This window comes from Roseovarius indicus, assembly GCF_008728195.1.
GTDB lineage: Bacteria > Pseudomonadota > Alphaproteobacteria > Rhodobacterales > Rhodobacteraceae > Roseovarius > Roseovarius indicus.
On record NZ_CP031598.1, the window covers coordinates 1177117 to 1189272 of the forward strand.

Below are 12156 nucleotides of genomic sequence, written 5' to 3' on the forward strand. Positions count from 1 at the left end.
GGCGCTGTCTCCTCTGTCGGTCCGAGTTTGCGCAGGCAACTCCGGCCTGCACCGGGGCCGCACGCAACCGCGGCGCACCCGTCATGGCATCCAGAATCGCGCTCCGCGATTTCCTATACCATAAGGTACACAGAGTTTACTTGGTAGTAGGTTTTTGCCCCGCCGCCCGGAACCCGACCTTACAACAGGCCCAGGATACCTTCCTTCACCGTGTCGATCCCGAGCTTCTTCGACGGGTTCCGGCGATACTCCTCGGGGTACATGATATACACCTGCCGATCGAGCAGCGGCTGCCCCTCCAGCTCGTAAAGCTTCATCGGCAGATTGCCCTTGTCGTAACATCGCTTCGGCACGAGGATCGACCCGCCGAAACGCTCCATGAACCTGATGCCAAGCGCCTTGTTGTCCACCCAGACCCCCGGCGTCTCGTCCACGTCACCCCAGTGCCGCACGATCTGGTCGCGAATGCCCTCGTCCCATTCCACCTCGACATATTCCGGGTCCCAGTGCCCCTTCACCTCGCGCTGTTCCGAGGTCAGATAGATGATCTGGTCGTTGAACAGCGGCTCCGACACGAACCCCCCGCGCGATTTCACCTCGTAGACGACGCAGAAATCGAGCCATCCGTGAAACAGCCGCTCGATCAGCTGGTCAGATGTGCCCGATTCACACCGCAGCGCGATCTCGGGCCGCTCTTCCCGCGTCTGGCAGGCCCAGTCGAACATCAGGTCGTCCCAAAGCGACGTGTCCGCCCCCACCGACAGGATCGACTCGTAGCCCGACGCCAGCGAAAGCTGCCGCCGTGTCATCTGCCATGTCCGCACCAGCGTCTCGGCATAGGGATGAAACTGCGCCCCGGCGGCCGTCATCGTCACGCCGCTCCGGTTCCGGTTCAGAACCTTCCGCCGCAGGATATCCTCCAGCGACTTGATCCGCATCGTGACCGTCGAATGGGTCACGTGAAGCCGCTCCGCAGCCCCCGCAAGGCTTCCCGCGGCGACAACCTCAAGGAACGTCCTTGCCAGTTCTATATTCATGCCTCCCCCCGTTTTAGTTCAGTTATTTTGACTTAGGATATTAAAACATTCGATTGTTATCAATTAGCGCAGATGTAGGATGGTCGCAAAGCCGTTTCGGGGCCCCCGAAACTTCAACTCATCGTTGTGACCGCAAGGACGAAAACCATGCTATTCGGTTTGGAACTGCCCGGCCACTGGCCGGACCCCACGAAAGACATCAACAACCTCTTCCCCGAGCTGATCGAGTGCGTGAAGCTCTCCGATCAGATCGGCGTCGACGCCTTCATCATGGGCGAACACCACTTCATGGATTACAACGCGACGCCCGATCCGATCGCGCTCGCCTGCTACCTTGCGCCCATCACCAGCAATCAGAAGCTGATCCTCTCGGTGCTCTGCCTGCCGTGGCACGAGATCGAGATGCTCGCGGGCCGCATCGCCCAGGCCGATCAGCTCACCCGCGGCCGGCTCGAGCTGGGCCTCGCCCGCGGCGGCAGCACCTATGAACCCTCGAAGATGTTCATGGATCTCGACCCCGAGGCCAACCTCGAGAAGTTCAACGAACAGATCGAGGCCCTCAAGCGCCTCTTCACCGAGAAGGACATCTCCTTCGACGGGAAATACACCAAGTTCCGTGACGTGACGATCGTGCCGCCGGTCTACCAGCGGCCCTATCCGCCGATCTGGCAGGCCTCCATGCGCCCGGAATCCGCCTTCCACATCGCGAAGAACGGTTACCACGTGCAAACCTCGCAACTGCGCCAGCCCATGTCCTTCGTCCAGGAGGTGATGGACAGCTTCCGCGCCGGGGTCGCGGAATCCTCGCAGCCCCAGGGCAAGCAGAAGATCTCCATGCTGCACTGGGTCTACATCGCGAAGGACGAGGACGACCGCCGCGAAAAGGTCGAGATGGCCTACCAGAAGCACCGCAAGTTCATGGGCCTCCTGCAGAACACCTCGAACGTCAAGGAAGGCGTCGTGCACGGCGTCGATGTCGAGGGCACGGCCGAGGAATATGCCGAAACCCTGCTGATCGGCTCGAAGGATTACGTGCTCGAACGGATCATGGAGTTCAAGGAAATGGGCTTCGACGAATTCGGCATGAAGCTCCATATCGGCCCCGACCACAAGGACATCATGGAAAGCCTCGAAACCTTCGGCGACTACGTCCTGCCGAAGGTACAGACCAAGCATTCCGCCGCGGCCGAGTAACCCGCCAGCTTTCCGGCGCGGCCCCTACCTGGGGCCCGCCACCCCCCGGAACCGCGGCGCGGGCAGGTCCACCACCGTGATCAGCCCCGCCGGCGCCGCCGGCATATCGGCCACCCGGTTCACCAGGCATCCCGTCGTCCATTCCAACCCGTAAGCCGGCGTCAGCCGAAGCTCATACGGCGCCGCCCCGCCGAAGCGGCAGGCGTAATACTCGGTCTCTCCTGCCGCGAACAGTTTCGCCGTCAGCCGCCCGACAAGCTCGATCCCCTCGGGCGTCGTCGCCGTCACCACCTCTTCCATCCCGATGATGTGCCTCGGCGCGATCTCGTCCCCGGTAAACGGATTCGGCGTCACCGCCTCCGCCACCACGGGCCCGAGGTAATAGGAAAGCTCCGCCCGCCCCAGCCCAATGTAGTCGCACAGCGCATCCAGAACCTGCCCCATGGTCGAGGCCGGCCGCGTCGCATCCGCCGCCGCCGAAACGCTCTCCTCCACCGGAAAGGCCTCCCGCGCCATGCCCAGCCCCAGCCGCTCGGTCGAGCTTTCGCCCAACCGGCTGAAATCGCTGAAGCAATCCATCTCGATCCGCGTCAGGTCGGTCGTCATCGACGTCGCCGTCCCGGTCAGGTGCACCATCACCCCGTCCTGATACCCGCAGCCCAGGATCGTCGCATTCCCCCGCTTCGCCGCCTTGTCCAGCCTCTCGGCCACTTCCGGCTGAAACGTCCACGGGTAAAGCGCATTGCCCGCAATGCTCAGCACGTTGATCCCCGCCTCGGCACAGGCCATGGCATCGCCCAGCAACTCGTCGAACGCGTTCGTCGTGCAGAAGATCGCCACGTCTGCCATCCCCGGCCTGGCCTCGAACGCCGTCACCGGCTCCACGTTCACCCCTATCGGCGCCCGCCCGATCACCGTGCCCAGATCCTCGCCCACATGGCTCGTCCGGCTATAGGCGCCGGAGATCGTCACGCCATAATCTAGCAACCCACGCGCCGCGTCCTGCCCGACAACGCCAAGCCCGAAGAAAATGCAGTTCAATGCCATGCGACACGCTCCCTCCATTGGCGCGGGGCGCATGCCGCCGCGCGTGAATTAGTGACACCCTGTTGCGATATGCCGGCGCGGCGTCAGAATGCGGGCTTCGGCCCGCCTTTCCTCACCTCGAGTATCCGCGCCCGATCGATCTTGCCGTACCCGTCACAGGCCTTGCCCAGCGGGTTGCCCGGGTCGGTCTCATACTCGACCGACGCGATCTCGACCGTTTTCCCCGTCTCCCGCACAGCGTCCACGATCGCGGCGAAATCCACCCGCCGGCTGACCAGCAGCGCCTTGTCGAACCGCCCGGCTACCGCGTCGGGGATCATCTGCGCCGCCAGCGCCGCTTCCATGCCGCGCTCCACGAAAATGCTGCCGACAATCTGCGTCCGGCAGGCATGCACATGCACCCCCTGCGCCTCGAACTTCGCCATCACCGCCTTCTCGTTCCGGTGCTTGGTGGGGTAGGGGTGCTCGGGGAACGGGCAGTAGTAGAAATGCACCGCCGCAACCTCGTCATCCCCCGCCAGCCCCTTGGCCAGCGCCATCATGTCCATGTCCAGCGACGCGCCCATCCCCCGGACGGCGTCGATCAGGTGGCCCCCGTCAATGTAAACCGCGACTTGCGCCATGCGTTCTCTCCGTATTCCTGTCCGGTGCCGTAGTGCCGCGCGTCAGCAGCTTTCGAAAAACTCGACCATCGCCTTGCAGGCGGGGCTGTCCGGGTCGCCCGCCGCGAAGATGCTCGACGAATGGTCCTCGTTCTCCATCGCCATGAACTCCGCCCGGTGCCCCTTGGCCCGCCACGCCTCGGCAAAGACCTCGGCCTGCCGATGAAACTCGATCGATTCCTCGTCGCCCAGGAAAACCATGATCGGCGGCGCCACGTCGGGAATGTTGAACAGCGCGCTCTCCGTCCGCGCCGTATCCCCGGTCAACTGGATATAGGGTTGCAGAAAGCCCGACTGCATCACCCGCATGTCGAACACCCCGCTCATCGGCACCACGCCTTTGACCGCATCCGCCGGCAAGCCATACTTCGTCCAGTCCGTCACCGCGATCATCCCCGCCTGCTGCCCGCCGGCGGAATGGCCGCACACGAACAGCCGGTCCTTGTTGCCGTTGATCGTCTCGGCATGCTCGTAGGCCCATGCCACTGCCGCGCGGCTGGCCTGGGTGATGTCGGGGATCGTCACTTTCGGGCACAGCGTGTAGTCGGAAATCACCACCGCATAGCCCAGCTGGTGAAACCCGTAGGCCATGTAGCTCCATTCCTTGCGCGTCGTCCCGCGCCACCACCCGCCATGGATGAACATCACAACCGGCGAGTTGGGCGCCTTCGCCGGGAACACGTCGATCCGCTCCTCGTCGCGCGCGCCGACCCGGATATCCTCGATACACTCCAGCATCTCGCGGGTCTGGCGCGACTTCGTCACCACGAATTCCGTGTAAGCGGCGCGTTCCCACTGGTGATTGGCCAGGTCGAACTGAAGGTCGACCTCGACCGGAAGTTTGTACGGCGTGCCGTCGAGCATGAGACCTCCGAAATACGTCATTAGGGGTGCCGTCGCCGCGCCACCGGCGCACCCGCGCCGACACGGCGAACGCAGCGGCCAGCCGAGCGTTTTACGCCGGCACCTGTTCGCCACATGCCGCGAGAGTAGCACCGGGTGCCTCTTGGTAAATCGAATTATGTTCACAGTTATCTTAGTTATTTTGAAGTATTGGTCGAGCGCCGCCAGCACGGCTTGGCCAGATTACCCATTATTAATCAAATAGATAGATCGAAGCCGACCGCCCTTTCCCTCCCTCTGACGCAGTCCTTCGGCAGGCCCGGGCCCCCAAACCGCCCGCCGAACACCTGTCAGGCATATTGACCCATGTGACCATCGGTCGCCATCCTCGCGCGTAGGCCGGTTCTCGGCAGCTCCTCCAACCTAGATACATGGGATTCTCAGCATGAAAGTTCTTATCGTCCTCGACCACCCGCGTCGGGATTCGCTCACCGGCGCGGTCGCCGACAAGCTCGCCGAAGGGCTCAAGGCCGGCGGCCACATCCCCGAAATCGCCGACCTTCACCGCGAAGGCTTCGACCCCCGGATGAAGGTGGAAGACGAACCGATCTGGGGCGATCGAACCCAGACCTTTTCGCAGGAACTGCTCGACCAGCAGGCCCGCGTCGATCGCAACGACGCCATCGCCTTCGTCTTCCCGGTCTGGTGGTGGGGTTTCCCGGCCATGACCCGCGGCTGGATCGAACGCGTCTGGAACCAGGGCTGGGCGCATGGCTGGGGCCGCATGAAGCAATCCAAGGGTCTGATCCTCGGCGTCGCCGCCGACAACGCCCCCAGCTTCGCCAAGCGCAATTACGAACCGTCGATGAAAACCCTGATGCTCACCGGCATCGTCCATTACTGCGGCATCGAGGAAGGCCGGTTCGAACTGCTCTACGACAGCCTCACCAGCCCCGAACACCAGAAGATCCTCCTCGACCGGGCCTTCGAGCTGGGCGAAACCTTCGAAACCTCGGTGACCGAGAAACAGGCCTACAACCCGCTCAAATCCTGAGACCGGCCCCGGCCGGCTGATTGCCGCAGGGGAAATCCACTCTGGACAAAACGTGCTGGTATCATAATATACCCGTCAGTATGAACGCGGCCGGTCGGGGAAAATCCCCGGCCGCCGCGCCAAATCTGGAAGGGGACCATGGACAGCAACGTGGGGCAAATCGCGGTTTCGACGGCCGAGCGAATCTTCAGCCAGACCGTCACCAGGCAATCCCTCGACAGCGCCGCCGAGGGCGACTGGCTCGCCGATCTCTGGCAGGTCATCTCCGACAACGGCCTCCCGCTCGCACTGGTCGACGAGGCCTCGGGCGGCTTCGGTCTCGACATCGACCACGGCCTCATGATCGTCCGCCTCGCCGGCCGCTACGCCGTCCCCCTGCCGCTGGCCGAAACAATGGCCGCCAACCACCTTCTCGCCCGCTGCGGGCTCGAGCCCGCCGAGGGCCCGCTTTCCATGATCGTCTCCGGCCCGGCCGCGCCCCTTGCGCTGACCCGCAAGGACGACACGACATGGCATGTCGAAGGGCAGGGCGCCCACGTCCCCTGGCCCGATCAGGCCGAAAGCGTCGTCGCCCACGCCCACCTCGACGGGGCCAACCACCTCGTCCGCCTGCCGCACGGCGCCTGGACCATCGCGGAAACCTTCACCTCCACAGCCGGCCACCCGGCGGCCCGCGTCACCATTGACACCGATCTCGCCGCCGAGAACGTGGCGCCGATCCCCGCCGATCTTGGCCCCGATCCCGTCATGCTCGCCGGCGCCGCCATCCGCACCATCGCCATGGCCGGTGCCGCCCAGAAGGTCTTCGACCTGACCAGCGAGTACGCCACCACGCGCAAACAGTTCGGCCGCCCCCTCTCGCGCTTCCAGGTCATCCAGCATGACCTCGCGCGCATGGCCAGCGCCGTCGCCGTCACCTCGGCCTGCGCCGACATGGCGGCCGCCGGCTTTTCCACCCCCGACGGCGCCGCCGCCATCGCCGCGGCCAAGGCCCGCACGGGCGAGGCGGTTGGCCTCATCGCCGGCCTCGCGCACCAGATCCACGGCGCCATCGGCGCCTCGCAGGACTACGAGCTTCAGCACTTCACCCGCCTGCTCTGGTCGCTGCGCGACGATTTCGGCACCGAACGCCATTGGCAGGCCCGACTCGCCACCCTCGCGCTCGACCACGCCGATCAGGGCCCCTGGGCCTTCATCACCGGCATGGAACCCGTGCGCGAAGCCGTCTGAGCGCGCCCGGCCCACCCAAGACATCACCAACGGAAGACCGGAATGACCGAACTCACCTTCGCCACGCCCAAGACCTCCGAGGCCCTCGACAGCCTCCGGGCCGAGGTCCGCTCATTCCTCGCCACCGAGATCGCCGACCGCACCCCGCTGCAAAAATCCGACTCGTGGAATGGCCTCGACACAGAATTCAGCCGCAAGCTCGGCCAGAAGGGCTGGCTCGGCATGACATGGCCCACCCAGTACGGCGGCCACGCCCGCACCGAGATGGAGCGTTACGTCGTCATCGAGGAACTCCTCGCCGCCGGCGCGCCGGTTTCCGCCCACTGGATCGCCGACCGCCAGACCGGCCCGCTGATCCTGAAATTCGGCACCGAGGAGCAAAAGCAGACCATCCTCCCCCGCATCGCAGCGGGCGAATGCTTCGCCTCCATCGGCATGAGCGAACCCGACGCAGGCTCCGACCTCGCCTCCGTCCGCACCCGCGCCGAACCGGTCGACGAGGGCTACCGCATCAACGGCACCAAGGTCTGGACGACCAACGCCCATGTCGCCCATTACATGATCCTCTTCTGCCGCACCCACGGCACCACCGAAGACCGGCAAAAGGGCACCAGCCAGCTTCTCATCGACATGTCCACCCCCGGCATCGAGGTCAAACCGATCATCGACCTCGCGGGCCAGCACCATTTCAACCAGGTCGTCTTCAATGACGTGCTGGTCCCCAAATCCGCCCTTCTGGGTGAAGAGGGCAACGGCTGGGCCCAGGTCATGAGCGAGCTCTCCTACGAACGCAGCGGCCCCGAACGCTTCCTCTCCTCCTTCGAACTTGTCGTCGAGCTCGGACGCATCCTCGCCGCCGCCCCGCACTCGGAATCCGCCGCCATCGCCTATGGCCGCCTCCTCGCCCACACCGCCGTGCTCCGCCGCCTCTCGCGCAGCGTCTCGGTCATGCTGGAGGACGGCGAAGACCCGCTCGTGCACGCCTCCATCGTCAAGGATCTCGGCGCCACGCTGGAACAGGAAATCCCCGAAATCGTCCGCCAGTTCGCCGACCTCGCGGCCGACCCGGCCTCCGCCCGCCAGTTCCGCGAAGTCACCTGCAACGTGCTCCTCAACGCGCCCACATTCTCGCTCCGCGGCGGCACCCGCGAAATCCTCCGCGGCATCATCGCCCGCGGCCTCGGCCTGCGCTGAGCCCTGAAACACCAACCCGGGAAGGCCCGTCTCACATGAAAACCCTCGTGGTTCACGCCCACCCCGAACCCCAGTCCTTCAACAGCGCCATGGCGGCCCGCCTTGTCGATGCCTTCAAGGCACGCGGCGACGAGGTTGCCACTTCCGACCTCTACCAGATGGGCTTCAACCCGGTCGCCAGCGCCGCCGACTTCACCGAGCGCGGCAACCCCGAGTACCTCAACTACGCCCTCGAACAGCGCCACGGGGTGAAAACCGAAACCATCGCCCCCGACATCCGCGCCGAGCTGGACAAGCTCCTGTGGTGCGACACGCTGGTCCTCAACTTCCCGATCTTCTGGTTCTCCACCCCGGCCATCCTCAAGGGCTGGATTGACCGGGTCTTCGTCTCCGGCGCCGTCTATGGCGGCCGCGCCTTCTACGACAAGGGCCGTCTGCGGGGCCGCCGCGCCATGGTCTCCGTCAGCCTCGGCGGCCGCACCAACATGTTCGGGCCGGGCGCCGTCCACGGCCCCCTCGAAGACATGCTCCGCCCCCTCCTGCGCGGCACGCTCTACTACGCGGGCTTCGACGTGGTCACGCCCTTCGTCGCCCACCACGTCCCCTATATCGACGATGCCGCCCGCGCCGCCCTTCTCGAAGAGCTCGACGCCCATGTCGCCCGCTTCGACAGTCTCGAAACCCTCAGCTTTCCCAGCCTTGACGACTTCGACGACCAGATGAACCCGATCGCCGCGGGGCAGGGGGCCTCCACATGACCGCCTACTCCGAAATCGAGCTGGAAACGCAGGACGGCATCGCCACCATCCGCCTCAACCGCCCGCAGAAATACAACGCCATCACCCGCACCATGCTGACGGAACTGGTTGATGCTTTCGAAACGCTCACCCGGTCCGACGACATCCGCGTCGCCGTCCTCACCGGCAACGGCAAGGCTTTCGCCGCCGGGGTCGACCTGACCCAACTCGAGATCGACCCTGACAGCCTCGCCAGGGGCGATATCGGCGATGCCATGAACATCCCCGCCCGGCGCCTCAACACCCTCATCGAAGACGCGCGCTTCCCGGTCATCGCCAAGGTCAACGGCGCCTGCTTCACCGGTGCCCTCGAAATCGCGCTGGCCTGCGACTGGATCGTCGCCGCCGACACGGCCCTGTTCGGCGACACCCACGCCAAGCTCGGCATCCGCCCCACCTGGGGCATGACCGCCCGGCTCGCCCAGGCCGTGGGCCTGCGCCGCGCGCGCGAGCTGTCCTTCACGGCCCGCACCTTCAACGCCAAGGAAGCCGCCGACTGGGGCCTCGTCACCACGGTCGTCGCCCCCGATGAACTCGACGCCGCCGTCGACGCCACCTGCGCCATGATCGCCGGCAACAGCCCCGGCTCGCTCGCCGCCTACAAGTCGCTCTACCGCGCCGGCGGCCGCCATCTGAAAGACGAAATGACCGCGCTCGAGGCGCAGACCGACTTCCCCTGCCCGGACGCCCCCGCGCGCATCGAGGCCTTCATCGAAACCCTCACCCGGGGGCGCAGGACATAGCCGCGACAGGGGCCGCCGAAACAGGCGGATCAGGGGCAAAACACGGCCCGGATCGCGGCTTTCGGCCCCGGTCCGGCACGATCCGGCGTCTCAAACGCTCTTCCGGCCGCCACTGGCCAGACCGCAATCTCCGCCGCATTTGGCAATAACAGACTAACAACCTGAAAGTGAACGATAAAACATGGTTCAAGAAAATCAAAAATCGCCAAATCAGCTGCCTGAAAGGCCCGTCGCGGGCCTAACATCAATTCAACATTCATCAATCTACTGGTCGAAAAATTAAATATAATGATCGCATACATTCGATTACACTCAATCATGATGGGCAGCCTGTCGTCAGAATGGGTCCATCGGTTTCGAGGCTCCGCCCCGGGTGCGAGAGCGGTCAGATACCGGCCCGCGACATGGGCCAGGCACACCGCCGACCGCCAGCCATCGGCCTTGGGTCAAGGCTTTCGAAGCTTCAAAATTCAACCAACCGGGAGGTCGTCATGACAAACGACTACGATACACTGAACCAAGAAAAAGCCCCGAGGTTTCGTGGCGTGAAAAGTTTCGCCATGGGGATGGCGGCGGCTCTCGTTACCGCCACGGGCATCGGCACCGGCGCCGCCAAGGCGGGCCCGCTGATGGACCGGATCGAGGCCGGCGAACCGATCCGCCTCGGCTACATCTCCGCCCCGCCGTGGTGCGGGCAGGGCCCCGACGGCACGCCCAACGGCTTCGCCAACGAAATCGTCGTCGGCTCGCTCAAGGCGGCCGGGTTCGACAACATCGAATCCATCATCCTGACCGACTGGGCCGGCGTCATTCCCGCGCTCAACGCCGGTCAGTACGACATCGCCTCCTGCGGCCTCTACATCCTCGGCGAGCGCTGCCAGAACATGGCCTTCGCCAACCCGCTCGGCGTGATGGGCATGGCCTTCGTCGTGCCCGCCGGCAACCCGCAGGGCATCAACACCGTCGAGGACGTCATCGAGAAGGGCATCAAGCTCAGCACGACGGCCGGTTCCGCCGGGCAGAAATACGCCAAGGAAGGCAACGTGCCCGAAGGCCAGATGACCATCCTGACCAGCGACGCCGAGGTCTTCGCCGCGATGAACTCCGGCCGGGTCGATGCCGCGCTCTACAACTACTTCACCTCGAAAGAGCTGGTAGACCGCAGCAACGGCAAGTTCGAACTGAGCGATATGTCGAAAATGCCGATCGACACCAAGAACTGGCCGGCCGCGGGCTTCCGCCCCGACGATGCCGACTTCGTCGAGCTCTACAACGAGGGGCAGAAAAAATACCTCGGCTCCGAGGAGATGCTGGCCGTCGTCGAGGATGACGGGTTCACCGAGATGAACATTCCCGATCCGTCCGTGACCGCCGACTGGGTCTGCGAGAACCGCTGATCCCGCAACGACGTCTCGACATGCGAGGGGCCTGAGACGGGCCGGTACATGCCGGCCCGCGGTGGCCCGGCCCTGGGGCATCCCAAGGGGCGGGTCACGGGCCCCTCCGCCACGAGACACACCGGGCACATAAATAAGTCAATCCGCGGAATGGTCAGCCAAGGCACGGGAAATCCGTGCGCGGGCAAGCGGGCAGGGCGCATCAAGGCCTTACTCAGCCGCGACCCGCGGTGCTATCCTTCCTTTCAGCTGGTCACAATTTCCGCGAAGGCGTCGGTGAGAAATGCCATACTTTGAATTCCTCGAGACCTACTCCGACTTCTTCATCAGCGGAACCTGGATCTCGATCCAGATCTACCTGGGCTCCGTGGTGGTCGGCACCGTGTTTGCCTTGGTCTCGGCGCTGCTGCGCCTGTCTCCCTACAAATCCGTCCGCACGATCGCCGCGGCCTATATCGAGGTGTTCCGCGGCGTGTCGATCGTGGTCCAGCTCTTCTGGATGTTCTACGCGCTGCCGCTTTTCGGCCTGCAGCTCGAGAAATACTTTACGGGTATTCTCGTGCTCGGCCTGACGATGGGCGCCTACGGCGCGGAAATCGTCCGCGGCGGCATCCAGTCAGTACCCAGGGGGCAGTCGGAGGCGTCCGTCGCCCTCAACCTGTCGGCCCGCACGAGGATGCAGCGGATCATCCTTCCCCAGGCGGTTCTGATCATGCTGCCCTCCTGGGGCAACCTGATGGTCGAGATGTTCAAGTACTCCTCGCTGGTCTCGATGATCGCGATCTGGGACCTGATGTTCCGGGTCAAGCAGATCAACCTCGACACGTTCGGCTCCGTCGCGATCCAGAGTTTCGGAACCGCTATGATCATTTACTACCTGCTCAGCCGCCTCGTCATCTCGCCCGGGATGCGCTGGTTCGAAAAGGCCTGGGCCAGGAAAATAGGGATGGTGCGCTGA

Annotated in this window: 13 protein-coding genes; 8 read left to right on the forward strand and 5 right to left on the reverse strand. The window is 64.5% G+C overall.

Annotated features, from left to right (window positions below; all coding sequences use genetic code 11):
- Window positions 1-179: 179 nt before the first annotated feature.
- Window positions 180-1037 carry a LysR family transcriptional regulator gene (locus tag RIdsm_RS05515; RefSeq protein WP_057821045.1) on the reverse strand — a complete coding sequence of 286 codons (858 nt, stop codon included), beginning with the start codon at window positions 1035-1037 and terminating at the stop codon, window positions 180-182.
- Between the two features lie 147 nt (window positions 1038-1184).
- Here RIdsm_RS05515 and RIdsm_RS05520 point away from each other — a divergent pair, with 147 nt between their 5' ends.
- On the forward strand, window positions 1185-2231 hold the full coding sequence (locus RIdsm_RS05520; RefSeq protein ID WP_064261860.1) for an LLM class flavin-dependent oxidoreductase: 1047 nt from the start codon (window positions 1185-1187) through the stop codon (window positions 2229-2231).
- Window positions 2232-2255: 24 nt separating this feature from the next.
- Here the strand turns inward: RIdsm_RS05520 and RIdsm_RS05525 are convergent, their stop codons facing one another.
- The 3 genes from RIdsm_RS05525 to RIdsm_RS05535 form a co-directional block, all read right to left on the reverse strand.
- Window positions 2256-3278 (reverse strand): hypothetical protein, encoded by a 1023-nt coding sequence (locus tag RIdsm_RS05525; protein WP_057821049.1) that lies wholly within the window; start codon window positions 3276-3278, stop codon window positions 2256-2258.
- A gap of 83 nt (window positions 3279-3361) precedes the next feature.
- Window positions 3362-3901 (reverse strand): NYN domain-containing protein, encoded by a 540-nt coding sequence (locus RIdsm_RS05530; RefSeq protein ID WP_057821051.1) that lies wholly within the window; start codon window positions 3899-3901, stop codon window positions 3362-3364.
- Window positions 3902-3943: 42 nt separating this feature from the next.
- Entirely contained in the window at window positions 3944-4825 is an 882-nt protein-coding gene (locus RIdsm_RS05535; protein ID WP_082647550.1) for an alpha/beta hydrolase, read from the reverse strand.
- 403 nt (window positions 4826-5228) lie between these two features.
- Here RIdsm_RS05535 and RIdsm_RS05540 point away from each other — a divergent pair, with 403 nt between their 5' ends.
- The 5 genes from RIdsm_RS05540 (at window position 5229) to RIdsm_RS05560 (ending at window position 9801) form a co-directional block, all read left to right on the forward strand.
- Complete coding sequence (locus RIdsm_RS05540; protein ID WP_057821055.1) at window positions 5229-5837, forward strand: NAD(P)H oxidoreductase; 609 nt, start codon at window positions 5229-5231, stop codon at window positions 5835-5837.
- 138 nt (window positions 5838-5975) lie between these two features.
- The gene (locus tag RIdsm_RS05545) at window positions 5976-7067 is read left to right on the forward strand and encodes an acyl-CoA dehydrogenase family protein (RefSeq protein WP_057821057.1); all 1092 of its coding nucleotides are present in this window, start codon (window positions 5976-5978) and stop codon (window positions 7065-7067) included.
- A gap of 42 nt (window positions 7068-7109) precedes the next feature.
- On the forward strand, window positions 7110-8261 hold the full coding sequence (locus RIdsm_RS05550; protein ID WP_057821059.1) for an acyl-CoA dehydrogenase family protein: 1152 nt from the start codon (window positions 7110-7112) through the stop codon (window positions 8259-8261).
- Between the two features lie 35 nt (window positions 8262-8296).
- Entirely contained in the window at window positions 8297-9019 is a 723-nt protein-coding gene (locus RIdsm_RS05555) for an NAD(P)H-dependent oxidoreductase (protein ID WP_057821061.1), read from the forward strand.
- Window positions 9016-9801 (forward strand): enoyl-CoA hydratase/isomerase family protein, encoded by a 786-nt coding sequence (locus RIdsm_RS05560; RefSeq protein ID WP_057821063.1) that lies wholly within the window; start codon window positions 9016-9018, stop codon window positions 9799-9801. The genes RIdsm_RS05555 and RIdsm_RS05560 overlap by 4 nt, the downstream gene beginning before the upstream one ends.
- A 29-nt stretch (window positions 9802-9830) precedes the next feature.
- Here RIdsm_RS05560 and RIdsm_RS05565 read toward each other — a convergent pair whose 3' ends face one another.
- Complete coding sequence (locus RIdsm_RS05565; RefSeq protein WP_143100486.1) at window positions 9831-10103, reverse strand: hypothetical protein; 273 nt, start codon at window positions 10101-10103, stop codon at window positions 9831-9833.
- 189 nt (window positions 10104-10292) lie between these two features.
- Between RIdsm_RS05565 and RIdsm_RS05570 the strand changes: the two genes are divergently transcribed.
- Both RIdsm_RS05570 and ehuC read left to right on the forward strand, forming a co-directional pair.
- Window positions 10293-11198, forward strand: coding sequence for a transporter substrate-binding domain-containing protein (locus tag RIdsm_RS05570; RefSeq protein ID WP_160325903.1), 906 nt, complete (start codon window positions 10293-10295; stop codon window positions 11196-11198).
- Between the two features lie 283 nt (window positions 11199-11481).
- A complete protein-coding gene (gene ehuC / locus RIdsm_RS05575) occupies window positions 11482-12156 on the forward strand; it encodes an ectoine/hydroxyectoine ABC transporter permease subunit EhuC (RefSeq protein ID WP_057821067.1) in 675 nt (224 codons plus the stop codon).

What these genes read in the sequence shown, in the direction of transcription:
- RIdsm_RS05515 (WP_057821045.1), bottom strand. Translation starts at nt 1,037, where the DNA reads ATGAATATAGAACTGGCAAGGACGTTCCTTGAGGTTGTCGCCGCGGGA.
- RIdsm_RS05530 (WP_057821051.1), bottom strand. Translation starts at nt 3,901, where the DNA reads ATGGCGCAAGTCGCGGTTTACATTGACGGGGGCCACCTGATCGACGCC.
- RIdsm_RS05520 (WP_064261860.1), top strand. Translation starts at nt 1,185, where the DNA reads ATGCTATTCGGTTTGGAACTGCCCGGCCACTGGCCGGACCCCACGAAA.
- RIdsm_RS05525 (WP_057821049.1), bottom strand. Translation starts at nt 3,278, where the DNA reads ATGGCATTGAACTGCATTTTCTTCGGGCTTGGCGTTGTCGGGCAGGAC.
- RIdsm_RS05555 (WP_057821061.1), top strand. Translation starts at nt 8,297, where the DNA reads ATGAAAACCCTCGTGGTTCACGCCCACCCCGAACCCCAGTCCTTCAAC.
- ehuC (WP_057821067.1), top strand. Translation starts at nt 11,482, where the DNA reads ATGCCATACTTTGAATTCCTCGAGACCTACTCCGACTTCTTCATCAGC.
- RIdsm_RS05570 (WP_160325903.1), top strand. Translation starts at nt 10,293, where the DNA reads ATGACAAACGACTACGATACACTGAACCAAGAAAAAGCCCCGAGGTTT.
- RIdsm_RS05535 (WP_082647550.1), bottom strand. Translation starts at nt 4,825, where the DNA reads ATGACGTATTTCGGAGGTCTCATGCTCGACGGCACGCCGTACAAACTT.
- RIdsm_RS05560 (WP_057821063.1), top strand. Translation starts at nt 9,016, where the DNA reads ATGACCGCCTACTCCGAAATCGAGCTGGAAACGCAGGACGGCATCGCC.
- RIdsm_RS05565 (WP_143100486.1), bottom strand. Translation starts at nt 10,103, where the DNA reads ATGTATGCGATCATTATATTTAATTTTTCGACCAGTAGATTGATGAAT.
- RIdsm_RS05540 (WP_057821055.1), top strand. Translation starts at nt 5,229, where the DNA reads ATGAAAGTTCTTATCGTCCTCGACCACCCGCGTCGGGATTCGCTCACC.
- RIdsm_RS05545 (WP_057821057.1), top strand. Translation starts at nt 5,976, where the DNA reads ATGGACAGCAACGTGGGGCAAATCGCGGTTTCGACGGCCGAGCGAATC.
- RIdsm_RS05550 (WP_057821059.1), top strand. Translation starts at nt 7,110, where the DNA reads ATGACCGAACTCACCTTCGCCACGCCCAAGACCTCCGAGGCCCTCGAC.